Consider the following 24,962-nt stretch of genomic DNA (forward strand, 5'->3'; position numbering starts at 1 on the left):
GCATGCCGAATCCAATCGACTGAGCGATCAATGACCACCCCATCCAATAACAAAAACCCATTGCGTTTCTGGCGCCTCGGAGCCTGCCTCGTAGGCGCTCCGGTGATCGCCGCCCTCGGTTTCTTCGCCTGGCAAAGCTTCTACCCCGTAAGTGCCGCGACCGGTTGGAGCGTGCAAGTGGTACACCGCGACGTGGCGAAAGCGGCATCGCTGATGCCGTTGTCGGACGGTTCGCTGGTGGTCAGCCAGGAACTCGACAAGGGCAAGGGCAGCATCGTGCGCATCCACTCCGACGGCTCGCGTGAGGTGGTGGTGGCCAACCTGTCAAAACCCGACGGCATAGTGCCAACCCGTGGCGGTTGGGTGTTCAGCCAGGAGTCAGACGGCTTACCCGTCAGCTTCTACAAGGACGGCGTGGTTACCGAACTGTTCAAGGGTGACAGCGTGCAAGGCTTGTGGGTTGAGGGCGACGACCTCTACGCCATCGAGGATCGCAAGCCGGCCGGTCGCCTGCTGCGTTACCGCTGGAGCGACCAGTCGCTGACCGTGTTGCGCGACCAGGTGCAGGAAGGTGAAGCCATCGTGCGCTGCACGGACGGGCGCCTGCTCTACAACGAGAAGCAAAAGGGCGTGGTGCGCGAGCTGACCGCCGACGGCAGCGACCCGGTGGTGCTGAGCAATTTGAACCAGCCGACCTTCCTGATGTGCGACGAGCGCGGGCTGTGGATCAATGAGGATGCCACGCATCGGGCGCGGTTGTTGCTGATCGATAAGCAGGGGCGCCAGCAGACCATTTTGTCGTTCCTCAAAGCCCCCCAGTCGATTGTGCCGAGCGGGCGCGGGACTTATTTGGTGGCTGAGGGTGGGAGAAGTCGGGTGTTGGAGCTGACGCCGGAGTAGCGTCTATCCCGACGCAGATCACGGCGGCTGACATTGCGACGCTGGCGAACGACAATATTGAGAACGCTAAAACATTCCCCCAAGTCGGTTTGAAATGGAAAAAATTCTAATCGCCTGCGTAATGATCGCCTGCCTGGCCGGCTGTGTCGGTGCGCAACTTTCACTGCCAGATGAAAAACACGAGACTGTTTCAGATCAGCGGGATTCAACCGCGAAAGAAGCTGAACGCGAATGGTGTGGGATGACGCTTTGGGTTGGGTTGCCACTGCCGCTGAAACTTCCCGTCTGCCAGTCACGTCCTCCTCCGTCATACCTTTATGCATGCGGTCCTTTCATGTTCCTGGGACCGATCATGCATAGCTACGAGGGGAATGCCTTATGTGGGAAGTTTCTTTAATCGCCACTGGCGTACAAGAAAACTAACGGTTGCACGGGGCAAGCCCTATGCCAGACGCTTCGCATCGATAGCACTGATGATTACTATCGAAACGAGCGCCTGCTCGATATTCGCAACCGGTTCATATAATCCTCGCCTGACTCCCTCCCCTCGCCTGGCTTCAGGCGACATGCACCTTGGAACCCCAACACCATGCCAAGCGCCAGCCAGGCCTCCAGTGGCCTTCCCGAACATAATCAGCAAAGCGTCAAACAGCAGTGGCTGGCCATTCTCTCGGTAGCCGTGGGCGCCTTCGCCCTGGTCACCAGTGAATTTCTACCGGTAGGCGTGCTCAACGACGTCGCCAGCGACCTCGGCATCAGCGCCGGCCACGCCGGCCTGATGGTGACCCTGCCCGGCATCATGGCCGCCCTCGCCGCGCCTTTGCTGTCGGTGTTTATTGGCACCATGGACCGTCGCTACCTGCTGATCAGCCTGACGCTGATCATGATCATCGCCAACTCGGTCGTGGCCTTCGCCAGCGACTTCAACCTGCTGCTGTTCGGACGCGTGCTGCTGGGCATCAGTATCGGCGGTTTCTGGGCCACGGCGATCGCCCTCAGCGGCCGCCTGGCGCCCAAGGGCGTGGGTGTCGCGAAGGCCACCTCGATCATCATGATGGGCGTGACCCTGGCCACCGTACTGGGCGTGCCCGTCGGCACCTGGCTGAGCGGCCTGATGGGTTGGCGCATGACCTTCCTGGTCACCGCGCTGGTGGGTGTGCCGGTGCTGCTGGCGCAGGTGTTCCTGCTGCCCCGGCTCACCCCGGAAAAGGCCATTCGCGTCAGTGACCTGCCCGCGTTGTTTATCAACCCACAAGCGCGGGTAGGATTGATCGCGGTGTTGCTGATCGGTCTGGCGCACTTTGCCGCCTACACCTACGTTGCGCCGTTCTTCAAACAGAGCGCCGGCTTCGATGGCCCAACGATTGGCTCGCTGCTGCTGCTCTACGGCGTGGCCGGGGTATTGGGCAATATCTTTGCAGGTTTCGCCGCCAACCGCAGCGTGCGCAACACCTTGCTGCTGGTGGCCCTGATGATCGGCACCAGCACCGCCCTGTTCCCCCACTTCGCCACCGGCATGACCGGCGCCGCGATGCTGATCGCGCTCTGGGGCTTTGCCTTCGGCGCCTTCCCGGCGTGCGCCAGCATCTGGATGTTTGTCGTCGCGCCCAAGGACGTCGAACGCGGCATGCCGCTGTTCGTCGCCCTGTTCCAGGTGATTATTGCCTTGGGCTCGTTCTTTGGCGGGCGCATCGTCGACCAGATGGGCAGCGCGGTGCTGCTGAGCCTGGCCACGATGTTGGTGGGCGCGGGCTTTGTGACGGTGCTGGTGTTGGGGCGCAAGGTGAGTAATAGCTTGGTGGCTCAGCCGGCCTGAGCAGAACGTTATCGTCCAAAAAAGCCTGCTGAGCATTGAGCCCAGCAGGCTTTTTCAGTTTTAGGCCGGAGCATCATTTCGGCAATCGCAGTTTCGGCAAATCATTCGTAATGAGCCCTCACACAATGGAACGTGTAAGCCCAAGCGCCTGAACTAGCCTTGAAAAGGTCGCCGACGTGGCGACAGGCTGATAAGGAGCTTATATGCCAACGAAGTATCGTGATGCGGTCACCGGGGAGTACGTGACAGAGGGTGAAGCAAAGAAAAGACCGAGGGAGACGGTAAGGGAGACGGATAAAAAACCTTCGCCAAAGCCGAAGGGTAAGAAGTAGGTTCGCGCGGGAGACGTGGACGCCATATGTCGAATCAGACTTGAAACCCTGACACTCTTGATCCAATGTAATGACAAACGTCATTACATGAGGAGTCTTCCATGGCATCCATAAACATTCGAATCGACGACGACCTGAAAGCTCGCGCCTATCTGGAGCTTGAGAGACTCGGCGTCACGCCTTCCGAACTGATGCGCCAGGCCCTGCAATACGTGGCAGATCGCGGTCAATTGCCTTTCAAGCCGGTCCTCATGACTGAAGACGATGAAGCCTTGATGGCCACCGTGCGGGAACGTTTGGCATCCCCCCAACGAGTAAGGGTTTCGATAGATGACCTATAGCCTTGATTTTGATGCGCGCGCATTGAAGGAATGGCAGAAACTCGGCAACACCATCCGTCAGCAGTTGAAGAAGAAGTTAGTGGAGATACTGAACAATCCACGGATTGAAGCCAATCGCCTGCATGGGCTGCCGGACTGCTACAAGATCAAGCTGCGCAGCAGCGGTTACCGGTTGGTCTATCAAGTCATTGATCAGGAAATCACGGTGGTAGTGGTGGCCGTTGATAAGCGCGAGCGTGATCAGGCTTATCAAAAGGCGGCAGAGCGTTTGAGCTAGTCATGCAATGGGTGGCCAATTACAAAAATCACCAAAACAAAAAAGCCCCGTAGCTTATTCAGCTACGGGGCTTTTTCTATGTAATGGCGGAGAGATAGGGATTCGAACCCTAGGTACCGGTGAAGGTACAACGGATTTCGAATCCGTCCCATTCGGCCACTCTGGCATCTCTCCAACGGCGCGCATCATAACAGTGTGTCTCAGGAAAGCAAAGCTCGAAACGAGATTTTTTTCCGTGCTATCAGATGCTTGCGTCGATTAAAGCGGTACGCCGAGACGATTGGCGACTTCTTCGTAAGCTTCGATGACGTCACCGAGGCCTTGGCGGAAGCGGTCTTTGTCCATCTTCTTCTTGGTGTCCTTGTCCCACAGGCGGCAGCCGTCCGGGCTGAATTCGTCGCCCAGGACGATGGAGCCGTCGTGGAATACGCCGAATTCGAGCTTGAAGTCCACCAACAGCAGGCCGGCGTCGTCGAACAGCTTGTTCAGCACGTCGTTGACCTTGAGGGACAACTCCTTCATGCGCGCCAGTTGCTCAGCGGTGCCCCAGCCGAACGCCACGACGTGGGATTCGTTGATGAACGGGTCGCCCTTGGCGTCGTCCTTCAGGAACAGTTCGAACGTGTAAGGATTGAGCTTGAGGCCCTCTTCCACGCCCAGGCGCTTGACCAGGCTGCCGGCGGCGTAGTTACGCACGACGCATTCGACCGGGATCATGTCGAGCTTCTTCACCAGGCACTCGTTGTCGCCCAGCAGTTTGTCGAATTGGGTCGGAATACCGGCCTCTTCGAGTTTCTGCATGATGAAGGCGTTGAACTTGTTGTTCACCATGCCCTTGCGGTCCAGCTGTTCGATGCGCTTGCCGTCGAACGCCGAGGTGTCGTTGCGAAACAGCAGGATCAGGCGGTTGGCGTCGTCGGTCTTGTACACCGACTTGGCTTTGCCGCGGTAGAGTTCTTCACGTTTTTCCATGATGGGCTCCGCTTTGAGTGAGGTGGGCTAGGCGATGTGTCGCCAGTCGAGCCCTGAATCTTGATCGGCCAGTTGCAGCCAGTCCGGGTCGCACCCGAGGGTGTCGACAAAACATTGCCGGGCAAGCGTCGGCAGGTTGTTCTTGCTGCTCAAGTGGGCCAGGACCAGGTGTTGCAGGTCTTGCCAGCCCAACTCGTACACCAGGTACGCCGCCTGGTGGTTGTTCAAATGTCCCAGTTCGCCGCCCACCCGCTGCTTGAGAAAGCGAGGGTAATGACCACGCGCCAGCAGGTCTCGGCAGTGGTTGGACTCGATCATCAACGCATCGAGGTCGCGGTAACCGTCCAGTACCTTGGAGCAGTAGGAACCCAGGTCGGTGAGCACGCCGAAACGTCGCTCGCCACCACTGAAGACATACTGCGTCGGTTCGTGGGCATCGTGGGCGACGGCAATCACATCGATGCCCAGGGCACCGATTTGCAGCTGCTCACCACCGGCCAGGAAACCTGCGGGCTCTATGGGTTTGCGCATCCCGCGCAAGGTGCCGCGACTGAGGTACACCGGAAGATTGTAGCGCCGAGACAGCAAACCCACGCCATGCACGTGGTCGGCATGTTCGTGGGTCACCAGTATCGCGCTCAGCTGCGCGGGGTGAACCCCCAGGCGCAGCAGGCGTCGCTCGGTTTCTTTTAACGAGAAACCACAATCCACCAGCACATACGTGTCGTCATGTGCGACCAGCGTGCCGTTCCCTTGGCTACCGCTGCCGAGAACGGCAAAACGCATCGGATCAGCCCAGGTTGTCCTGAATCACGCCCAACACTTTGCGCGCTGTTTCAGCTGGCGCAACGGTGTTGATGTTCTTCTCGACGGTGACTTGCACGCTTTCGCCAACCTTGCTCAAACGAACCTGGTAACGCTCGGCACGGGTCTCGATCTCTTCTTTGGTCGGCGCACTGCCAAACAATTTGCTGAAGAAACCTGGCTCTTCATCTTTACGCTCGGCCTTTTCAGCCACGTTGATGTAGTAGAGGCCCAGGCTGCGGTTGATGTCTTCAACACGCCAAGGGCCCTGCTCCAGGGCACGACCAACGCTGGCCCATGCACGGTCCAGGTCTTCGCCGAGGTTCAGCACCACGTTGCCGCTGCCGTCTTCGGTGAGGCTGACACGGCTCGGAGTGTCGTAATCACGTGCCGCGAGAAGGGAAACCGAACCGCCCTTCTCGGAGATACGGCTCATGCTGGCCAGCATCTCGTCGACCAATGCCGAGTCGACACCGGTGTTGACCGAACGGTTGGTGAAATCAACGTTGGCCGTGCTGCCGGCAGGACGCTCGGCGCTGACCACATAGACTTCACTGGTATTACGCTGCACGCCTGGCTCGATGCGCACACGCACACGGGCTTCGCTATCGGCGGCTACACCACCGGCTTGCAGGCGCTTGGCCATGGTGGCGGACAGTTCGCTGCCCTGCTGCCATGCCGTGGTGAATTCACCAGTCTGCGGGCGCTGCTGGTCGATGCGGAAACCGTTGTCCTGGAAGAACTGCACGGCCACCGGCCAGACTTCGGCAGGTGGGCGCTGCGCTACGATCCAGCGCGAATCACCGCTTTTTTGCAGGCTGTAGTCGCTGGCATCCGCCACGGCCGAGATCGGCTGTGGACGTGGCACGACGTACTCACCCTTGGTGGTGTCGTCGGCAACGTTGCGCGGGATCGGCAGCAACGGGTCAAGGCGCTTGGCGACGTTGACGTCCGGCGGCAGTTGCATCGGTTTGGTTGCTTGTGCTTCCAGGTAATCGCTGCCGCGGTCACGGAAGTAGCCTTCCGGGCCCCAGATCCAACCGCAGCCACTGGTGCTGGAGATAATCAAGGCAAGTGCGGAAAGTCCGGCCAATCGCTTCATGCGTAGTGCTTCCTCAATTAAACCAGGACGCCGGACTGGCGCAGGGCCTGTCGCAGCGGTTCGTGACAGGCTTCGCTGAGACGGGTGAGCGGCAGACGGATACCGTCCGGCATCATGCCCATTTCAGTCAGCGCCCATTTCACGGGAATAGGGTTGGATTCGATAAACAGTGTCTTGTTGAGCGGCATCAGCTTCTCGTGGATCGCACGCGCGGTCACGGCGTCACCGGCGATGGCGGCGGCGCACATTTCGCTCATGGCACGCGGGGCCACGTTGGCGGTCACGGAGATGTTGCCCTTGCCGCCCAGCAGGATCAGCTCGACCGCAGTAGCGTCGTCACCGGAATACAGCAGGAAATCGCTGCTCACGCCGGCCAGGATGTCCTTGGCGCGCTGCAGATCGCCGGTGGCTTCCTTGATACCGATGATGTTCGGCACGGTGGACAGGCGGATCACGGTCGCGGCCTGCATGTCGCAAGCGGTGCGGCCCGGCACGTTGTAGAGGATCTGCGGGATATCAACCGCTTCGGCAATGGTGCGGAAGTGTTGGTACAGGCCTTCCTGGGTCGGCTTGTTGTAGTACGGGGTCACCAGCAGGCAGGCATCGGCGCCGGCCTTCTTGGCGTTCTTGGTCAGCTCGATCGCTTCACGCGTCGAGTTGGCGCCCGTACCGGCGATCACGGCAATACGGCCCGCAACGCGCTTGACCACGAATTCGATGACCTGGATGTGTTCTTCCACATCGAGGGTGGCCGACTCACCAGTGGTGCCGACGGCCACAATGGCGTTGGTGCCTTCTTGCAGGTGGAAGTCCACCAGTTTGCCCAGGCTGTCCCAGTCGAGATGACCTTGTGCATCCATGGGTGTGACCAGTGCCACCATACTGCCCGCAATCATGCAACCGCTCCTGCCGGAAAAAGAGAGCCGTAATGGTACTGGCGCCAAGATGCTTGCACAAGCGAAGTACCGCCTGAGGATGCGTTCTGGCGCAACTAAACGACGGGCAATGCCATCATTGGGCCAAAGCCTGCCTTCAAGCGGGGCAAAAACCAGCCGTTCACGCAATGAAAACGCCACCTCCTAGCCCTTGGCTGCGCTTTTCGCTACCCTTCAGCCTTTGATCGATACAGCCCACGCGGTATCGACCGCTCATCGCTTTAGGAAGGCTGCATGTCCACCCCCACAGTTCGCGAACAATTCCTTGTTATCAGTGCCCTCGGCGCCAACCCCATGGAGCTGACCAACGTCCTGTGCCGCGCCAGCCATGAGAACCGCTGCGCCGTCGTGACCTCCCGCCTGACCCGCCACGGCGAGTGCAGTGCACTGGTCCTGCAGATCTCCGGTTCCTGGGACGCCCTGGCGCGCCTGGAAACCGGTCTGCCTGGCCTGGCCAAGAAACACAATTTCACCGTCAACGTGGTGCGCAGCGCCGCCCTGGAAAACCGCCCGCAGGCCCTGCCCTATGTGGCCTATGTCAGCTCGGCCTACCGCTCGGACATCGTCAACGAGCTGTGCCAGTTCTTTATCGACCACAACGTCGAGCTGGAGAACCTGACCTGCGACACCTACCAGGCGCCACAAACCGGCGGCACCATGCTCAACGCCACGTTCACCGTAACCTTGCCGGCCGGCGTGCAGATCAGCTGGTTGCGCGATCAGTTCCTGGACTTCGCCGATGCATTGAACCTCGACGCACTGATCGAGCCTTGGCGCCCACAGAACCCAATGTAAGGAACGCTCCATGCCGGTTGTCATCGACACACCCGTAGCCGATTTCGAAGCCCAGGCCACCAGCGGCCAGACCTTCAGCCTCGCCGCCCTCAAGGGCAAGCAAGTGGTGATCTACTTCTACCCGAAGGACAGCACGCCGGGCTGCACCACCGAAGGCCAGGGTTTCCGCGACCAGTACGCGGCGTTCAAGGCCGCCAACACCGAAGTGTTTGGCGTATCGCGAGACAGCGTGAAGTCCCACGAGAACTTCAAGGCCAAGCAGGAATTCCCCTTCGAGCTGATCAGCGACAAGGACGAGGCGGTTTGCCAGCTGTTTGATGTGATCAAACTGAAGAAACTGTATGGCAAGGAATACCTGGGTGTGGATCGCAGCACATTCCTGATCGACAAGGACGGCGTGCTGCGTCAGGAGTGGCGCGGCGTGAAAGTGCCTGGGCATGTGGATGCCGTCTTGGCGGCAGCCCAGGCGTTGAACAAGGCATAAATTGTGGTGAGGGAGCTTGCTCCCTCACCACAGAAGGCCCTACAGCTACAACAGCGGTGCTACCACTGGCTCTTGCCGAGGCCACGCATCCAGCACCGCCTTGAACAGCGTCGCCAGGGGAATCGCAAAGAACACGCCCCAGAATCCCCACAACCCGCCAAACAACAACACCGCACAGATGATCGCTACCGGATGCAGGTTGACCGCCTCCGAGAACAGCAGCGGCACGAGCACGTTGCCGTCCAGGGTCTGGATAATCCCGTAGACCGCCATCAGGTAGATGAACTGGTCGCTCCAGCCCCACTGGAACAACGCGATCAACGTCACCGGCACCGTCACCACCACGGCGCCGACATAGGGCACCACCACCGACAACCCCACCAGCAAGGCCAGCAGCGCGGCGTAGTTCAGGTCCAGGGCGATGAAGGCGATGTAGGTCACGCCGCCGCAGATGATGATTTCGATGACCTTGCCACGGATGTAGTTGGCGATCTGCCGATTCATTTCCTCTGCCACGCGAGTGATCAACGCCCGTTCGCGCGGCAGGTAGCCACGCACCCAGCGGCCGATCATGGCGCGGTCCTTGAGGAAGAAAAACACCAGGATCGGCACCAGCACCAGGTAGATCATGATGTTGACCAGCAACGGCAGGCTGGACAGGGAAAAGGTCAGCGCCCATTGCCCGAACTTTCCGATCTCGCCGCGCGCCACTTCAATGGCCTGCAACACCTGCTCATCCGACACCAGGTGCGGGTAACGCTCCGGCAACAACAGCAACAACGACTGCCACTTGGCGAGCATGCCGGGCAGTTCGTTGAACAAGGTGATCAGTTGGTGCCACAGCAACGGCAGCACCACCACGATAAACAGCACCAGCAGCCCCATGAACAACGCGAACACCAACCCCACCGCCGCGCCGCCCGGCAAGCGCAAACGCTCCAGGGTGGTGACCAGGCCCTGCATCAGGTAGGCCAGCACCATCCCCGCCAATACCGGCGCCAGCATGCCGCCCAAGGTGAGCACCGCCGTAAAGGCGAGAAACAGCAGGACCGCCAGCACCACCGCTTCTTCATCGGAGAAATAGCGCTGAATCCAGTCTCGTAACACTTTGAACATCAATCAACCTCGGCGTGGTGGGGCTATTTTTTCAGGCCTTGCGCAACCAGTAGCGGTACACACCGGCGGCGTCTTCTTCGTGCAACAGGGTATGACCGGCCAACCTGGCAAACGTCCGGAAATCCCGCTGGGAGCCTGCGTCCGTGGCGATGACCTTGAGCACTGCGCCGCTGGCCAATCGGTTGAGTTCCAGCTTGGCCTTGAGCAAGGGCAACGGGCAATTGAGGCCGCTGGCATCGAGTTCGGCATCGAAGGCTACAGCGTCGGTCATGGTTTTACTCCGGGCATCCGTTTGGGCTGCTTAGAATATCTGGTCCGAAGCTCAGTGTCCGGCTACAGTAAGCTCTTTGTCGAAAGGCTCTGTGCATGACTTTTTTGCGCCCCACCCTGCTGACGCTGGCTTGCCTGCTGGCCTCCCCAGGCTTCGCTGACGACCTGCCGTCACTTGGCGACGCCAGTTCTGCCATTGTCTCGCCTCAACAGGAATACCAGCTGGGCCGTGCGTGGCTGGCCTACCTGCGCGGCCAGGTCTCACAGCTCAATGATCCGCAGCTCAAGGATTACGTCGAAACCAGCGTGTACAAACTGGTGGAGACCAGCCAGGTCAATGACCGGCGCCTGGAGTTCATCCTGATCAACAGCCCGCAGCTCAACGCCTTTGCAGCGCCAGGCGGGATCGTCGGGGTCAACGGCGGCCTGTTCCTCAACGCGCAGACCGAAGGCGAGTACGCCTCGGTACTGGCCCACGAATTGGCGCACTTGTCGCAACGCCATTTCGCACGGGGCGTTGAAGCCCAGCAACGCATGCAGATCCCGATGATGGCCGCCCTGCTCGGCGGCATCATCGCTGCTGCTGCCGGTGCAGGCGACGCCGGCATTGCCGCAATTGCCGGCACCCAGGCTGCCGCCATCCAGGAGCAACGCCGATTCTCGCGCCAGAACGAACAAGAGGCGGACCGCATTGGCATCCTCAACCTGGAAAAAGCCGGCTACGACCCACGCTCCATGCCGTCCATGTTCGAACGTTTGGGGCGCCAATACCGCTTTGACGCCAAGCCGCCGGAATTCCTGCTGACGCACCCGGTGACCGAATCGCGGATCGCCGACACCCGCAACCGCGCCGAGCAAGCCAAACCTGGTGGCAAGGAAGACAGCCTGCGCTATCAATTGATTCGTGCACGGGTGCAGCTGCAATACGAAGACACTTCAGGCCTCGCCGCCAAACGGTTCCAGGCGCAATTGGACGAGAACCCCAAGAACGATGTGGCGCGCTACGGCCTGGCCATTGCGCAGATCAAAGGCTCCCAGTTCAAACAAGCGCGAGAGAACCTGACGGCGCTGCTTGCCAAGGCGCCGAACGACATCACTTACAACCTGGCGCTGATCCAGCTGGAAATCGACAACAACCATCTGCCCGATGCCCAGCAGCGTACCGATCGAATGCTGACCCAGTATCCCGGCAATTACCCGCTGAATCAGATCCGGGTAGACCTGCTGCTCAAGCAAAACCGCACCGCCGAGGCGGAGAAGGCCTTGGACGGCCTGCTTAAATCCCGCCCTGATGATCCCGATGTCTGGTATCAAGTCGCCGAGACGCGCGGCTTGTCCGGCAACATCATTGGCCTGCACCAGGCACGCGCCGAGTATTTCGCGTTGGTGGGCGACTTCCAGCAGGCCATTCAGCAACTGGACTTCGCCAAACGCCGGGCGGGCAGCAACTTCCCGCTGTCGTCACGCATCGACGCGCGCCAGCGTGAGCTGATCGAACAGGAACGCTTGGTGAAAGGGATGATGAGCTAAACCCATCGCCCACAAAAAAGCCCCGCCTTCATTAACCGAAGGCGGGGCTTTTTATTGAGCTAGCGGATTACTCGGCCAGCTTGAAGGTGATGAAGCTGGCACGTCCCTGACGCAACACACGCATCGACACCGAGCGATTCTTCGGCAGCGCCTTGGCGATGTCGGTGAACTGCTTGGTGCTGTCGATCGCCTGATTGTTCAGGTGGGTGATGACGTCACCTGGTTGCAGGCCAATCAGGGACGCAGGACCGTCCTGCACTTCCTTGATCACCACGCCACTCTTGAGGTCGAAGCTCTTTTTCTGCTCATCGGTCAGCTCGACCACGGCAATGCCCAGGCGATTGCTGCTGCGCTCGGCGCCCGACTTGGCGTTGCCCAGGGCATCCAGCGTGGCGCCCTCTTCCGGGATGGCACCGACTGTCAGCTCAACGTTCTGGCGCTTGCCTTCGCGGATCACTTCCAGCTTGGCCTTGCTGCCGGCCTTGAGTGCGCCGACCAGGTGCGGCAGATCCGCCGACATGACGATCGGCTGACCGTTCATGGTCAAGATCACGTCACCCACCTGCAGACCACCTTTGGCCGCTGGGCCGTCGTCCTGGATCTGTGCAACCAGGGCACCCGCCGGTTTGTCGAGACCAAACGACTCAGCCAGATCCTTGTTCACTTCCTGGATCACCACGCCCAACCAGCCACGGCTGACCTTGCCACCGCTTTTCAGCTGATTGGAAACGTCCATGGCCACATCGATCGGGATGGCGAACGACACGCCCATGAAACCACCGGAACGGGTGTAGATCTGTGAGTTGATGCCCACGACTTCGCCGGCCAGGTTGAACAGCGGACCACCGGAGTTGCCCGGGTTGATCGGCACGTCGGTCTGGATGAACGGCACGTAGTTCTCGTTCGGCAAGCTGCGGCCAATGGCGCTGACGATGCCTTGGGTCACAGTGTGGTCAAAGCCGAACGGTGAACCGATGGCGACAACCCACTGCCCGGCTTTCAAGTCCTGGGATTTACCCAGCTTCAGCACTGGCAGGTCTTTGCCTTCGATCTTCAGCAAGGCCACGTCGGAGCGCGGATCCGTGCCCACCAGCTTGGCTTTCAGCTCACTGCGATCCGCCAGGCGTACGAGGATCTCGTCAGCGTCGGCAATCACGTGGTTGTTGGTGAGGATGTAGCCATCCGGCGAGATGATGAAACCCGACCCCAGGGACTGGGCCTCACGCTGGCCACCGCCACCGCGCGGGGAACGCTGTTGCGGCATGCCGCGCTCGAAGAACTCGCGCAGCATCGGCGGCAAGCCTTCCAGGTCTGGCATCTGCTGGTTGGAGACTTTGCGATCCGGCAGTTTCTGCGTGGTACTGATGTTCACCACCGCAGGCGAGGCCTGTTCAACCAATTGGGTGAAGTCAGGCAGCTCGGCCGCTTGCGCAGGCAAGGCCTGGCCCAGCACCAATACCGTGGCGACTATGGATAGATAAGACTTCAAACGTGGTATCGACATACAGCTCCCGTTACGACGAGCAGGGTTGAGCGACAGGGTTCAAGAAACGTCGGAAACTGCGACCGACATTTTTGTTCCGCGAACAAAACAAGGCCAGGGCCGACAAGCCCTGACCTATAAAAAACATGGGGGATTTTTGCAAGTGAAAATGCTGATCCATTCATTTCATGCTCTCGGCAACCGACCCGGCATGGGCTTCACAGTGAAAGCTCAGGATGAACATAGGATTAACAACTCACGGCTGGGCGGTGGTCTTTTTTTCACCGCGCACGGACAGCGCGATACGTTCGGCGGTACCAATGGGGATTTCGCCAACAACCGTCACCATCATCTCACCGTCCACCGTATTCAGGCGGCGCGAGACGGCAACCGTAGGGCCCAGCTGGGTGCGGGTCTCAGTCACGCTTGCGTCGTTTATCGGCTCAAGGAACACCGAGAAACGCGCCAGGCCGTCTTCATACATCAGGCTGTCGACGGTGGCTTTTGTCTGGGTGTCTTTGCGGGCACTGCTGTTGGTCAGTTGAAAACCCGGGGGCAACCATTCCAGATGCCAGTGATCGGTTGACGCGACTTCTGGCGCGTTACCGTTGACTGCGGCAATAGCCTTGCATTCGCTGCTGGGCTGCAAATCGCGATCATCGGGCACGGCCGACGTGTTCAAGCGCGTGAACTGGAAACGCTCCAGCAACTGCCCCTGGTCATTGAGCAACAGGGACTTGAGCGGCAAGGCGGTTTCACGGTCCAGGTGCAGCTCAAAGCCGTAACGGTATTGATCACGCGGCGTGATTGAAACGATCACCGCATGACGACCGGCCACGCGGGATTTACCGATGACGGCCAGTTCATAGAATTCATTGAGTTTTTGCGGATCGAGCGCACGTGATGGTGCATCACGCGAATTACCAAGGCCTGCGACAAGGGCGCCGCTGACACACTGGGTGCGGCCATCCAACCGCACGACTTCCTGGGCAGAGCCATCGAGCTGCAAGAGCCGCTCACGGACCTGACCGTCCTGGACGCGATGCCAGATGTCATGGGTAGAAAAACTGCCGTTACGCTCGTAGACGAACGTACCTTGAAAGCTTTGCTGCTGCTCTGCACGCCCAAGTCGAGTCAGCCAGTCTTGGGCTTCATCGGCGTGGGCGGGGAGTGCAAACCAACTACTGAGCAAAAGCGTAAGGAGCGGTATGGCGCGCATAAAGCTCCTTACGGATTAGCGGTTTTCCAGGCTTGCTGCGCGAGCATAGGGCAGAGCGGTTTCAGTGCCTTTCAGAGCTGATTCCTGAGCGTGTTGGCGCAGGTAGCCTGGAAGACGCTGGTCCTGCCAGCCGGATTGCCCTTGCAGAACACCATTGGCCATCGGGCCGGTGGTGTCAGAGCTTTCCTTGTAGCCGGCCAGTACCGCTGGGCCTTTGACCTGGGGTCCAGCCATCACCGGTTGCTGAGTCTGCTGGGCCAGTTCGGCGCCGGCGATTTCGTCCTGGTTGTACAGGCGAACACCTGCCAATACCGCAACGGTCACCGAGGCTGCGACTGCCAGGCGACCCAGGCTACGCCATGGACCACGAGCAGCTTTTGCCGGAACGGCTTCATCAGCCAGAGCGGCAGAAACGGCCGCAGCAATATCCAGACGAGGGATTAGTAGATCCTTGTGCATCACCGCCCGAGCGACTTGGTAACGAGACCAGGTGTCACGGGTTTCGGCGTCGTCAAATGCGTTGAGCACTCGACGAAGTTCCAGTTCATCCGCTTCGTTATCCATCACTGCGGACAGCGATTCCTGCAGGGCATCACGACTCATGGCGGTTCCTCTCTTGGCTGTCGCCGCTGTCTTTAGTTTTCCTGCAACAACGGTTGCAAGGCTTTATCGATGGCTTCCCGGGCCCGGAAAATCCGTGACCGTACAGTCCCCACCGGACACTGCATGACGCTCGCAATGTCTTCGTAACTCAGACCGTCAAATTCACGTAAAGTTAACGCTGTACGCAAATCTTCTGGCAGTTGCTGAATAGTGCGATGAACGGTGCCTTCGATCTCGTCGCGCAGCAATGCACGCTCCGGCGACTCGAGATCTTTGAGGCCGTGATCACCATCGTAGAATTCAGCATCTTCTGAACTAACATCGCTATCCGGTGGGCGGCGTCCGCGAGACACCAGATAGTTCTTCGCCGTGTTGATGGCGATGCGGTACAGCCACGTATAAAACGCACTGTCACCGCGGAAATTGCCAAGTGCACGGTACGCCTTGATAAAGGCTTCCTGTGCAACGTCCTGCGCTTCATGGGTGTCGTGCACAAACCGCACGATCAACCCGAGAATTTTGTGCTGGTATTTCAGCACTAGCAGATCAAATGCGCGCTTGTCGCCGCGTTGAACGCGCTCGACCAGCTGCTGATCCTCTTCCTGGGTTAGCATGAACACTCCTCGTTGTACTTGAAGGAGGCTTGCATAACTAAACGATCAGGCTTGCAAACATAGACTAGGACTTTTCGCAAAAGTTCTCCCCCTTCAAGCAAGTTTCCGGCATGCACTGATTTGGCACACACGAAAAACGCAGCACGGGCAACGCCGACTGCGCGAATAATCTTGTCGCCGGTTTTCTGACGCGTCCAATGCTCCCGACGGGCCAATAAACTCAACGTTTTCCCAGCTTTCGGGCAACCTGCTATTGAGTCGGGGCTTATGCAAAAAGTTCCCAATTCAATAACCGGCCGATTTACCCACGCCGTGCACCGTAATCTCACATTGCCACGAATGCCCGGCTATTGTGCCGCTCCCCCCCTCTATATACTAGTAGCCCGTGTGACCCTTTGATTCGCCGATCCAGGCGTCCTGTTTGCGCCAGCCCTTTGGATCGCTTTTTGCGGAATCCTTCAAATGAGCCAACAGTTTCAACACGATGTTCTAGTGATCGGTAGCGGCGCGGCCGGCTTGAGCCTGGCGCTGACCCTCCCCGGCCACCTGCGAATTGCCGTACTGAGCAAAGGCAACCTGGCCAACGGCTCGACATTCTGGGCCCAGGGCGGTGTCGCCGCCGTGCTGGACGACACCGACACGGTGCAATCCCACGTCGAAGACACCCTTAACGCCGGCGGCGGCCTGTGCGACGAAGACGCAGTACGCTTCACCGTCGAGCATAGCCGCGAGGCCATCCAATGGCTGATCGACCAGGGCGTGCCGTTCACCCGCGATGAACACGCGGGCAGCGACGACGGCGGTTTCGAGTTCCACCTGACCCGCGAGGGCGGCCACAGCCACCGTCGCATCATCCACGCCGCCGACGCCACCGGCGCCGCGATCTTCACGACCCTGCTCGAACAAGCGCGCCAACGCCCCAACATCGAACTGCTGGAGCAACGCGTCGCCGTCGACCTGATCACCGAAAAACGCCTGGGCCTGGACGGCGAGCGCTGCCTCGGCGCCTACGTGCTCAACCGCGCCAGCGGCGAAGTCGATACCTACGGCGCACGTTTCACCATCCTGGCCTCAGGCGGCGCCGCCAAGGTCTACCTCTATACCAGCAACCCCGACGGCGCCTGCGGCGACGGCATCGCCATGGCCTGGCGCTCGGGCTGCCGGGTGGCCAATCTGGAATTCAATCAGTTCCACCCAACCTGCCTGTATCACCCGCAGGCCAAGAGCTTCCTGATCACCGAAGCCCTGCGCGGCGAAGGCGCCCACCTGAAACTGCCGAACGGCGAGCGTTTCATGCAACGCTTCGATCCCCGCGCCGAACTCGCGCCACGGGACATCGTCGCCCGCGCCATCGACCATGAAATGAAGCGCCTGGGCATCGACTGCGTCTACCTGGACATCAGCCACAAGCCCGAAGCCTTCATCAAGACGCACTTCCCAACCGTCTACGAGCGTTGCCTGACGTTCAACATCGACATCACCAAAGGCCCGATCCCCGTGGTCCCGGCCGCGCACTACACCTGCGGCGGCGTGATGGTCGACCAACACGGCCGTACCGACGTGCCCGGCCTGTATGCCATTGGTGAAACCAGCTTCACCGGCCTGCACGGTGCCAACCGCATGGCCAGCAATTCGCTGCTCGAATGCTTCGTCTACGCCCGCTCGGCGGCGGCGGACATCCTTGAACAACTGCCGCGCATCGCCGTGCCAGACGCCCTGCCCCGCTGGGATGCAAGCCAGGTCACCGATTCGGACGAAGACGTGATCATCGCCCACAACTGGGACGAGTTGCGCCGCTTCATGTGGGACTACGTGGGGATTGTGCGTACCAACAAGCGCCTGCAACGCGCGCAACACCGCGTGCGGCTGCTGCTGGATGAGATCGACGAGTTCTACAGCAACTACCGAGTAAGCAGAGACCTGATTGAACTGAGGAACCTTGCCCAGGTAGCGGAACTGATGATCAGGTCTGCCATGGAACGTAAGGAATCTCGGGGCCTGCACTACACGCTGGACTATCCAGAGATGCTGCCAGAGGCGAAGGATACGATCCTTACACCGACCTTTTGAGGCACGTTAGGAGCCCATAGCGTAGCACCATAGGACCCCGATTTGTAACAGCTTTGGCTCACATTTGTCCCAACGCTGGGGTCCCTATCGCCTGCCCGCAAGGGTCCTTATCGTGCGCCTGAGCGAGCGTGCGAGGGCCTACGGGGGTAAGCGCGCCCAGAGAGTATTAAAGGTGATCGCTCAGCTTTTTCTCTCAAATTCTAAAGGGACCTCAAGGAGTTCCTGTGTGAAATCTGAATAACCTGCGAGCCAATGGCCCACGAGATTTCACACAGGCCCCCTACATGGCTGTCATTACATCGCTTAACAGATCGTGGGTAAGCTCAATGAGACCCTCAGGCACGGCGACCCCGCTGACTATGGCAATCATGGCGACTACCTTCCAGAAGCTGGGAGATTTAACGATAGCCTTGAGGACAGCTAACCGAACATCTTTCGCATGGTCATAGGGCCCTCCTTGAATCAGCCAATTAACGTAATGAAATAACGTATCACTGAAAGAACCCAAGACTCCTCATAGGGAGCCTCAGGACTTCATCCATCTATTCGCCCAGCGTCACACGAGTGACCATTGGGAAATCTACCAGCTCAACTTGGAGCTTCTCGGCTGGGTCGGCTGGGTTTGCCAGCTTGAGTTGCACCTTGGCCTGAGCCATTACATCAGCCACACCAATGATCTCTACGTCCCATGCTGCTGCATTGGCGTTACGGGTCGCATGGATCTGCCACACATCGCCATCACCATCTTGGCGGAAGCTCAAAGAGGCCATGTCTTTAGGAAGCATAAAGATGCCGAGGTCTTCACCAGAATAGAACTGCGTACCACAACCCAATAGCTCCTCTACATCCGACAAACCAGCTCGTTGAGCAGCACGCTCAAGACCAGCGACTTCCTTTGCAGGAATCAGCAACACAAAGTCAGACAGCGAAGTGCCAACGGCTTGGTTGATGTTCATGGTCAGGCCGTCAATGATGTCCTCTGCGCGTTCGCGTGGGTTCTTCGATAAGCCAGTCAGTGCCTTGGTCTCGGTGGATGCAGCACTGGTCAGGATCTTCGCAATGGTCGCCCCACAAGACAGCTCAAAGTCTTTCAACATCTTCTCGGCCATCTGACCCATGCCATTGGCAGTGAAACCAGCAATCATGTGGTGGTCGAAGAACGTTTGACGGAAAGAGAACAGAGCGGCGTGCGGGGTCGCCTCACAGAACAGGAAGTCACCAGCGGCTGCCTCACCCTTCTCAAAGGTCGAGTCATCGTAGATGGATTTACGGGGATCGAACTCAACGCTACGGTCTTGCATCAGCATAATCTGCTGTGTGGTTGGCTCAGTGCCCTTAGGGCGGAACTCACAGGGGATTGCGTCCTCTGCCGCCGCTTCCCAGTCACCGCCGTTAAAGTAGTCGTCAAGGCCCTCTGTAAGGATCTCAACGAACGTCTCAGCGCCAGTTGCGCCGTTGTCCTTTACCTCAGCCGAGGAGTTAAAACGGATGATGCCGCCTTGCTCAGTGATAGCGGTAGACCAGTTGGTGGGCTTGATGTATTCGTTAGTTTTCATGTGGGATCTCCTTGAGTTGTTCGAAGTGATGTTCTTTGTGGCCCGCTTAGCTGTTGTCAGTTACGACGAGCTGCGCGAATGGCCGCACCGTGTGCCCGGATGTCTGCTGCTCGTTTCTCTTTGGCTTCACGAGCCCGAGCCACTTCAAGGCGTGTAGGTGCCTGATAGGAAGCGCATCGGTCTGCGTGGAACTGAGCGTCACGGAGCTGAGCTGCTCGAAGGTCTTCACCTGCTTTGATCTCTTGGCGGGCCAGCGAGGTCTGCTCAGGGAATGCTGAGGTACTGAGACCAGCTTCGATGTACTGGCGCACGATGGCCGTGATCGAACTGTGATTCTTACCAGCAGCAGCGATAAGACCTGCGAGCATTACGCCCTCGGCATAAGCCTTGGTCACGGGTTGGCCTTGAACGGTCAAGGAGTTGTCACTGAGTTGGATGTCGAGCTTCATATTGGGGTTCTCCTTTGAGAGACCCTTAAGCCAAACCTTGCCGCCATGATCGCGTGACCAATGGGGAAAGGAGACCCGCACGGGATCAACAAGGTTTGCTTAAAGGTATTGGATTGAAGGTGGTTTCACAGTCCTGTGGGGTTAACTTGGCGGGGACTGTAGGAGCGCCTCTGTGCTGAATGGCGGACAGCGAGGAGGTTCCGGTGTGGTGCATAGATTGCCCACTACTGACGCTTAGGGCGCATCGTGGGACCTTGAGGAGACCATGGGTGATTGATTCCCGTGGCCGTAGTGAGGTTTTTTACGACAGTTCTCAGGCCAGCATTATCGGCTGACTGCTCATCGGAATGGACAAGTCACAGCGAACAAGCGTCTTCAAACTGAGACCGTCTTCAAGAGCTTCCTTGAGCGCTTCCATACATCGCTGGTTTGTTATGAGGCCAATGTAGGGAAGCGTCACCGAGAGGTCGTAAACGGTGCCCAATTCGGGGTCACGCGAACGGCCTGGAGCATTCACCTTAGAGACCAAGGCGCGGATCGTAATAAGCGATGTCCGGCGTGGCTTGGTGAACACCCTGTTAATCAAGGCGAGCTCAGCGGTTGTCGGAATGGTTTTCTTAAAGTTGCTCATTTAGCGAATCCTCTTAGGCCGTCTCTGGCTGCAAGGGCGGCTGCTTGAGCCTCTGTAAGGTTGCCTTTAGCGATAGCTGAGCGTAGGCCCTGTACGGTGTTACGGTGCCCCAGAGAGCTCCATTGGCACTTATTATTGAATGTCATGCGCTTGAGGATGGATGCACTGTGATCGTTTCCCAAAGAGGCCATCTTGTCAGCAACGATCAAAGCTACTTCTGGTAGCTCAAGGATCGCCTCGAAGGCGTCATAGACAAGATCTTTGAATTCATCCGAGACCCAGCCCGCATATTCAAGGGTTGCGCGTTTGGTCGCCCATGAGCCTGCACCATTGGAGCTGTGCAAATTTTGCATAGCTTCCATTCGTTTAGCCTGCTTGGTCCGCCACTGCGCAGGTCCGTTCTTTACTGGTAACTTTAAGGTTCGCCAGATATCAGTTAGGTCCCACTGCCCTGCATTATTGGCCTTGAATGCTTGACCTTCTATAATGATGACGTGCCCAGCGTGCTTATGTTTGATGTCAGTGATCATTTGTCTATTCCTCTTGTTTGCTTCCTCAGGTTCGCTCCCACAGCCCAGCGCAGAGACCCGACAAAGGTTCTGGACGGTGGCATGAAGAAGCAAACAGGAAGACTCTGCGATTATCTGTGTGATGCCCAGCGATGGGCGTGGTGTGTCTGTAGCCTTAGTGAGGGTTTTTACGACCACTTGCTTCACATGGCCCGAGAGAACCTCTTAAAGTAAACCAAGCACCACTGGTGTAAACGATCACTTGCAGCCCTGCTTAATCTTACTCTCGGCAAGCAGGGGTAATTATTGCCGCAAGACAAATCCCTTCCAAGAGAAACCTATAAGTCCTTTCTTAAAGACAAAAGAATAGATTTATATAAAGATAATTATTAGATAGTTCTCAATGAGTAATCTTTAAGATCTTTAAGTTAAGGTCCCCGTGAACATTGAGCAATACACGGTGGCCCCAATCCCGTGCAAGGCTTCTCAGCGATGCCCTAAAAGGCACCGACTTACGATCAGCAATATCAATGTTCGCTCCTCCCTACTGGAGCCAGACGCTTAGTCTGCTTACCGGGGACGGTTGAGCGTTGGCGTGTCACCCTGTGGGTGATCGCTCTTGGCACTCTGTAGTCTCAGGTCAAATGGTAGGAATCTGAATGTACAGGCAGGATTTATTTCTGTGTGTCTGCCTACCTGTACCCTTAGTGAGGGTTTTTAAATAGTTCTTGACAAGTGACAAGAAGAAATATTTTAGATATGACAACTTTCATGAAATCAGATGTGGCACAATGACATCTTTTGGCAACCTAACCAAGGAGACTCAATGCCTTACACACTCCTCATCCTCAAACTGATGGGTGCCCAATTGGTAATCAACTTCGTAGCAACGCTAATCACCTCAGGCATGCGACCGTCAATCAATGTGGCACGGCGCAAAATCATGCAGGCTCTATGGGCAATCTCTGGGTTTGCATTCATTGGAGCTGTCGTGTGGGACGTTTTCAAGATGTTCAAATAATCCCCATTGCGATTGGGTTTGTGGACTCACCTGCGCTGTAGGGGCCAGTCTTGCGAATGGTCTGTAGGACTTCCTCTGTGACCCACTTTCGGAACGGCTCAGAGGCTGGTGCGCGTCCCCCGTAGGAGCATCTGATAGGCCGCAGCCTCAGTAAAAACTCAGCTCCTTGACTGCACGTTAGGGAGCTTTGGTAAGGTATCTACATTTGGTATAGACCCTAATGTGATAGCTCCAGATGTCCCTGAGTACCCGGCGTGACGGCTGACCTGCTGACTTGGTTTCTTCAAGCCAGCGGCGCGGGCAACCTGAACAGCCACAAACAGCAGTTCATGCTCAGGGTGGCCGACAAGAACGTCCAGTTCGACACCCATAAAGTTGCGCTTAAAAATCCTGCCTAACTTTATAAGTAATTGTCCTCGGGGTTGTTTTAGGAATGTGTTCCATCAGCACCACACATTCACCAACAACATATTTTATTGCTTTGACAGCCTCCCACCCCTGACAGGCCGAGCTATTTATTTTGAATGTTCCGAGCTTGTGCACTCCCCCTTTAGCACCGACATGCAACTTGCTATTTAACTTAAGGTGATAACTGGTCACTTCAACAATTAACGACTTGTCATCGACAAGTATTAGTTCAAGCGTAGGCTTAGACTTAACGGGATTAGTTTCCATACAAGTATCTCTCAATTGTTGTCTGTCAGCTTAAAGGATTTGCTCAACGCCTCAGCCATCCGTTCTACCTGAACGGCGCTGCCAGATCCATACAGATCATAACTAATCGACCCCGACGAATGCCCCAAGATTGCCTCAGCGGTCCCCACAGGCACCTCAGCGGCCTTCAAGGCACCGGCCAGCGAGTGACGTAACGAGTGGAAGGTCTGGGTCCGATCAGTGTTCAGGCTCAAGACATCTCGCAACGCCCCATTAAGCACGTTTGAGAACTGACCAGCGCCTAACGTGAACAGCCGAGAGTCAGAGCTATCGACAAACGCAAGGAACGCTTTTAGGTCAAACCCATAGGCCGCATCGGTCAACGGTATGACACGCAGAGCATTCTTGGTCTTGGCTGTCTTGCCATCGTTCCTATTGATATCGATGACCCAAACGCCCCCAACCTGCTTAACGTCCGCCTTGGTCAACTGCCTGAGTTCTTCAATGCGGGTCCCAGTGATGACCCCAAGGGACAACGCCCAGCGCTGCCATACATCAGCAGATAGGCCGTTAGCGTAGGACATAAGCAACTGGACCTGATCCTGAGAGAACGCCTCACGCGAGCTGTCAGCATCCTTGGATAGCTTCAACCCCTTATCGAAGCTCTTGTCGATGTAGCCATTATGAACAGCCCAATCCATGACAGTTGATAGCCGGGTGAGTAGCTTGTTCACAGTGGAACCTTTGCGGTCCTCAAGGAGTTTTGCCTTGAGTGCCACCATGTCAGCCCGAGTGTGCCCTTTAAGGTCGAGCTCTCCCAGAGCAGCGCTAATAGCAGCACAAGACGACTTAACGTCTCGCATAGTGCTGGCCTGTACGTTGTCCTTTTGCTCCGCCATATAGAGCCCAGAGAGATGCTCGAACGTCAGTGCGTCAGAAGCGTTTACAGATAGGGACAGACAAGGGGCTACAGGCGTGCCACCAGGGATACCTCTGAGTTCCTCAACGATCCCGATCAGCTTACCCGGCCTGCCCTTCAAACGTTCCTGAGCAGCCTCCAGAATGTCCTCAGCTTTGCTCGCGGCCCTTTGTTGATCAACGGTCATTGGCCCTTTAGCTGATGCCTCGCGAAGCGATAGACGTAACTCGTCGTAGATTATTTCGTAGGCCACCAGTGAGTCATCACCATGAGCCATAGTCAGGCACTCCTCAGCGATGTCTGCCAACCGTTCTCTGAGCTCATCCCACGTCGCCTCTGGGTTATCCAAGTGGAAAGCAGCCAGCGTCTTGAGGATGTCCTTGGAGATGGTCATAGCAGTAGCCTTGTCTGTGGTCCTGAGCGATAGCGTGTAGAAGCCCTTAGCGGTTCCTTGAGGGCGAAGGCGAAGGTAATAGCGACCAGACCGGCGATAGTGGTACGGCTTGGCGAGCGCAGTTTGTAACAGGTTTGTCCCACTTTGGGAGCGGCGGTTGACGGTCATCGGCTGAAACCCCTGTATCCATTGGGTTTAGCCTCAAAGGGTCGAGTTCTACAGCAACTATAAAGTCAGCCGCGACCTGATCGAGTTGCGCAACCTGGCCCAAGTGGCGGAACTGATGATTCGCTCCGCCATGGAACGCAAGGAAAGCCGCGGCCTGCATTACACCCTCGACTACCCCGACCTGCTGCCCGAGGCCCGCGACACTATTCTGGTGCCAACCACCTACGGCGACTGAACTTCAAGCGCACCCGCAGGCGTCGATGCAGATCGGCGGCCTGCGAATCGGCAGGCACACAGATCGAGCGCACCCACCACTGCCCCGGCACCCGGTAACGCAGCACCACGATCAACGGCAACGCCAGGCTGTCGGGACGCAACTGCACGCCGTGCCAGCCACGTGCGGCGCTCCACAACTGCCAGCCGCCTTCATCGCGGCGCAGGCCACGAACCGACGAACGGTGGGTCAGCAGCACATGGCGCGGTAAAACCCAGGCAGCATGCGCCAGGCACACCAGCACGCCGAGGCTTGAGTAAGGCAGGTCGAGGGACAACAGCGCACCCAGCGCGAACAGCTGGGCAAGGAGATACGCCGCCAGCAACAGCCGTGAGGCCTGCCAGCGGCATTCAAACGTATTACTTGGGCTGGACACGATCCAGAATCATCCGAACCATGCGCTGCAGCTCCGGGTCTTCAGATTCGGCGCGTTCCATGAACCAGCCGAACATGTCCTGGTCTTCGCATGTCAGCAGCCGGACGTAGAGGTCGCGGTCCACCTTGTCGAGCGTCGCGTAGACCTCTTTGGTGAAAGGCACCAACAACACATCCAACTCCAGCATGCCGCGACGGCTGTGCCAGTAGAGGCGATTGATTTCTACATCTTCGACCATGGAGCGCTCCTCAAATAGGCGGCAAGTATACAGGCCCGGCCGCACCGGAACAGTCGGCTTTGGTCGCCCCATACGGAAACTATCCATTTGCCGGGCGCCCCTCTATGATG

Annotated in this window: 27 protein-coding genes, 1 tRNA gene and 1 pseudogene; 10 read left to right on the forward strand and 19 right to left on the reverse strand. The window is 57.9% G+C overall.

Annotated elements, in window-relative coordinates:
• Positions 1–30 precede the first annotated feature (30 nt).
• The 4 genes from DBR46_RS08650 to DBR46_RS08675 all read left to right on the forward strand — a co-directional run bounded on the left by DBR46_RS08650 (position 31) and on the right by DBR46_RS08675 (position 3,666).
• A complete protein-coding gene (locus DBR46_RS08650; protein WP_256659257.1) occupies positions 31–900 on the forward strand; it encodes a hypothetical protein in 870 nt (289 codons plus the stop codon).
• Between the two features lie 589 nt (positions 901–1,489).
• On the forward strand, positions 1,490–2,716 hold the full coding sequence (locus tag DBR46_RS08660; protein ID WP_124525832.1) for an MFS transporter: 1,227 nt from the start codon (positions 1,490–1,492) through the stop codon (positions 2,714–2,716).
• 433 nt (positions 2,717–3,149) lie between these two features.
• Complete coding sequence (locus DBR46_RS08670) at positions 3,150–3,389, forward strand: type II toxin-antitoxin system RelB/DinJ family antitoxin (protein WP_124525834.1); 240 nt, start codon at positions 3,150–3,152, stop codon at positions 3,387–3,389.
• The gene (locus DBR46_RS08675; RefSeq protein WP_124525835.1) at positions 3,379–3,666 is read left to right on the forward strand and encodes a type II toxin-antitoxin system RelE/ParE family toxin; all 288 of its coding nucleotides are present in this window, start codon (positions 3,379–3,381) and stop codon (positions 3,664–3,666) included. The genes DBR46_RS08670 and DBR46_RS08675 overlap by 11 nt, the downstream gene beginning before the upstream one ends.
• Positions 3,667–3,750: 84 nt before the next feature.
• Here the strand turns inward: DBR46_RS08675 and DBR46_RS08680 are convergent.
• The 5 genes from DBR46_RS08680 to dapA form a co-directional block, all read right to left on the reverse strand.
• Positions 3,751–3,840, reverse strand: a tRNA-Ser gene (locus tag DBR46_RS08680).
• 84 nt (positions 3,841–3,924) lie between these two features.
• The gene (gene purC / locus DBR46_RS08685) at positions 3,925–4,638 is read right to left on the reverse strand and encodes a phosphoribosylaminoimidazolesuccinocarboxamide synthase (protein WP_017736329.1); all 714 of its coding nucleotides are present in this window, start codon (positions 4,636–4,638) and stop codon (positions 3,925–3,927) included.
• Positions 4,639–4,665: 27 nt separating this feature from the next.
• Positions 4,666–5,424: an MBL fold metallo-hydrolase gene (locus DBR46_RS08690; protein WP_124525836.1), complete on the reverse strand. Its 759-nt coding sequence runs from the start codon at positions 5,422–5,424 to the stop codon at positions 4,666–4,668.
• 4 nt (positions 5,425–5,428) lie between these two features.
• The gene (gene bamC / locus DBR46_RS08695; RefSeq protein ID WP_124525837.1) at positions 5,429–6,544 is read right to left on the reverse strand and encodes an outer membrane protein assembly factor BamC; all 1,116 of its coding nucleotides are present in this window, start codon (positions 6,542–6,544) and stop codon (positions 5,429–5,431) included.
• Positions 6,545–6,561: 17 nt separating this feature from the next.
• Entirely contained in the window at positions 6,562–7,440 is an 879-nt protein-coding gene (gene dapA, locus DBR46_RS08700; RefSeq protein ID WP_124525838.1) for a 4-hydroxy-tetrahydrodipicolinate synthase, read from the reverse strand.
• A gap of 273 nt (positions 7,441–7,713) precedes the next feature.
• Here dapA and DBR46_RS08705 point away from each other — a divergent pair, with 273 nt between their 5' ends.
• Both DBR46_RS08705 and DBR46_RS08710 read left to right on the forward strand, forming a co-directional pair.
• Positions 7,714–8,274, forward strand: coding sequence for a glycine cleavage system protein R (locus DBR46_RS08705; protein ID WP_017137336.1), 561 nt, complete (start codon positions 7,714–7,716; stop codon positions 8,272–8,274).
• Between the two features lie 10 nt (positions 8,275–8,284).
• The gene (locus tag DBR46_RS08710; RefSeq protein ID WP_124525839.1) at positions 8,285–8,758 is read left to right on the forward strand and encodes a peroxiredoxin; all 474 of its coding nucleotides are present in this window, start codon (positions 8,285–8,287) and stop codon (positions 8,756–8,758) included.
• 45 nt (positions 8,759–8,803) lie between these two features.
• Here the strand turns inward: DBR46_RS08710 and DBR46_RS08715 are convergent, their stop codons facing one another.
• Together DBR46_RS08715 and DBR46_RS08720 are read right to left on the reverse strand one after the other, a co-directional pair.
• Positions 8,804–9,874 carry an AI-2E family transporter gene (locus DBR46_RS08715; RefSeq protein WP_124525840.1) on the reverse strand — a complete coding sequence of 357 codons (1,071 nt, stop codon included), beginning with the start codon at positions 9,872–9,874 and terminating at the stop codon, positions 8,804–8,806.
• Between the two features lie 31 nt (positions 9,875–9,905).
• A complete protein-coding gene (locus tag DBR46_RS08720; protein WP_064451315.1) occupies positions 9,906–10,145 on the reverse strand; it encodes a sulfurtransferase TusA family protein in 240 nt (79 codons plus the stop codon).
• A 95-nt stretch (positions 10,146–10,240) separates the two neighbouring features.
• On the opposite strand from DBR46_RS08720, the gene DBR46_RS08725 reads away from it, so the two are divergent.
• Positions 10,241–11,674, forward strand: a complete 1,434-nt coding sequence (locus DBR46_RS08725; RefSeq protein ID WP_017736335.1) for a M48 family metalloprotease — start codon at positions 10,241–10,243, stop codon at positions 11,672–11,674.
• Positions 11,675–11,741: 67 nt separating this feature from the next.
• Here DBR46_RS08725 and DBR46_RS08730 read toward each other — a convergent pair whose 3' ends face one another.
• The 4 genes from DBR46_RS08730 to rpoE form a co-directional block, all read right to left on the reverse strand.
• Complete coding sequence (locus DBR46_RS08730; RefSeq protein ID WP_124525841.1) at positions 11,742–13,178, reverse strand: DegQ family serine endoprotease; 1,437 nt, start codon at positions 13,176–13,178, stop codon at positions 11,742–11,744.
• Positions 13,179–13,413: 235 nt separating this feature from the next.
• Complete coding sequence (locus tag DBR46_RS08735; protein ID WP_124525842.1) at positions 13,414–14,376, reverse strand: MucB/RseB C-terminal domain-containing protein; 963 nt, start codon at positions 14,374–14,376, stop codon at positions 13,414–13,416.
• 15 nt (positions 14,377–14,391) lie between these two features.
• Positions 14,392–14,979, reverse strand: a complete 588-nt coding sequence (locus DBR46_RS08740; protein WP_016975168.1) for a sigma-E factor negative regulatory protein — start codon at positions 14,977–14,979, stop codon at positions 14,392–14,394.
• A gap of 32 nt (positions 14,980–15,011) precedes the next feature.
• Entirely contained in the window at positions 15,012–15,593 is a 582-nt protein-coding gene (gene rpoE / locus DBR46_RS08745) for an RNA polymerase sigma factor RpoE (protein WP_003172477.1), read from the reverse strand.
• A 462-nt stretch (positions 15,594–16,055) separates the two neighbouring features.
• Here rpoE and nadB point away from each other — a divergent pair, with 462 nt between their 5' ends.
• Positions 16,056–17,663, forward strand: a complete 1,608-nt coding sequence (gene nadB, locus DBR46_RS08750; protein ID WP_124525843.1) for an L-aspartate oxidase — start codon at positions 16,056–16,058, stop codon at positions 17,661–17,663.
• A gap of 542 nt (positions 17,664–18,205) precedes the next feature.
• On the opposite strand, the gene DBR46_RS08755 is transcribed toward nadB, so the two are convergent.
• The 4 genes from DBR46_RS08755 to DBR46_RS08770 form a co-directional block, all read right to left on the reverse strand.
• Positions 18,206–19,219 (reverse strand): hypothetical protein, encoded by a 1,014-nt coding sequence (locus tag DBR46_RS08755; RefSeq protein ID WP_124525844.1) that lies wholly within the window; start codon positions 19,217–19,219, stop codon positions 18,206–18,208.
• Between the two features lie 56 nt (positions 19,220–19,275).
• Positions 19,276–19,668 carry a hypothetical protein gene (locus tag DBR46_RS08760; protein WP_047281081.1) on the reverse strand — a complete coding sequence of 131 codons (393 nt, stop codon included), beginning with the start codon at positions 19,666–19,668 and terminating at the stop codon, positions 19,276–19,278.
• A gap of 313 nt (positions 19,669–19,981) precedes the next feature.
• Complete coding sequence (locus DBR46_RS08765; RefSeq protein ID WP_122752626.1) at positions 19,982–20,299, reverse strand: hypothetical protein; 318 nt, start codon at positions 20,297–20,299, stop codon at positions 19,982–19,984.
• Positions 20,296–20,829, reverse strand: a complete 534-nt coding sequence (locus tag DBR46_RS08770; RefSeq protein ID WP_092234267.1) for a KilA-N domain-containing protein — start codon at positions 20,827–20,829, stop codon at positions 20,296–20,298. The genes DBR46_RS08765 and DBR46_RS08770 overlap by 4 nt, the downstream gene beginning before the upstream one ends.
• Before the next feature lie 1,254 nt (positions 20,830–22,083).
• On the opposite strand from DBR46_RS08770, the gene DBR46_RS30205 reads away from it, so the two are divergent.
• Positions 22,084–22,227 carry a hypothetical protein gene (locus DBR46_RS30205; protein ID WP_158619150.1) on the forward strand — a complete coding sequence of 48 codons (144 nt, stop codon included), beginning with the start codon at positions 22,084–22,086 and terminating at the stop codon, positions 22,225–22,227.
• On the opposite strand, the gene DBR46_RS08775 is transcribed toward DBR46_RS30205, so the two are convergent.
• On the reverse strand, positions 22,211–22,504 hold the full coding sequence (locus DBR46_RS08775; RefSeq protein ID WP_124525845.1) for a hypothetical protein: 294 nt from the start codon (positions 22,502–22,504) through the stop codon (positions 22,211–22,213). The two genes, DBR46_RS30205 and DBR46_RS08775, sit on opposite strands and share 17 nt — an antisense overlap.
• A gap of 11 nt (positions 22,505–22,515) precedes the next feature.
• Positions 22,516–23,964, reverse strand: a complete 1,449-nt coding sequence (locus DBR46_RS08780; RefSeq protein WP_124525846.1) for a tyrosine-type recombinase/integrase — start codon at positions 23,962–23,964, stop codon at positions 22,516–22,518.
• A gap of 43 nt (positions 23,965–24,007) precedes the next feature.
• On the opposite strand from DBR46_RS08780, the pseudogene DBR46_RS08785 reads away from it, so the two are divergent.
• A pseudogene (locus DBR46_RS08785) lies at positions 24,008–24,199 on the forward strand (L-aspartate oxidase); the annotation flags it as partial.
• Here the strand turns inward: DBR46_RS08785 and DBR46_RS08790 are convergent.
• Positions 24,168–24,614: a protein YgfX gene (locus DBR46_RS08790; RefSeq protein ID WP_124525847.1), complete on the reverse strand. Its 447-nt coding sequence runs from the start codon at positions 24,612–24,614 to the stop codon at positions 24,168–24,170. The pseudogene DBR46_RS08785 and the gene DBR46_RS08790 sit on opposite strands and share 32 nt — an antisense overlap.
• Positions 24,598–24,852: a succinate dehydrogenase assembly factor 2 gene (locus DBR46_RS08795; protein ID WP_017736358.1), complete on the reverse strand. Its 255-nt coding sequence runs from the start codon at positions 24,850–24,852 to the stop codon at positions 24,598–24,600. Before DBR46_RS08795 ends, DBR46_RS08790 begins: the two co-directional genes overlap by 17 nt.
• Positions 24,853–24,962: the final 110 nt, after the last annotated feature.

Origin of the sequence: Pseudomonas sp. KBW05, assembly GCF_003852405.1 — a bacterium.
In the GTDB taxonomy this organism is placed as follows: Bacteria; Pseudomonadota; Gammaproteobacteria; order Pseudomonadales; family Pseudomonadaceae; genus Aquipseudomonas.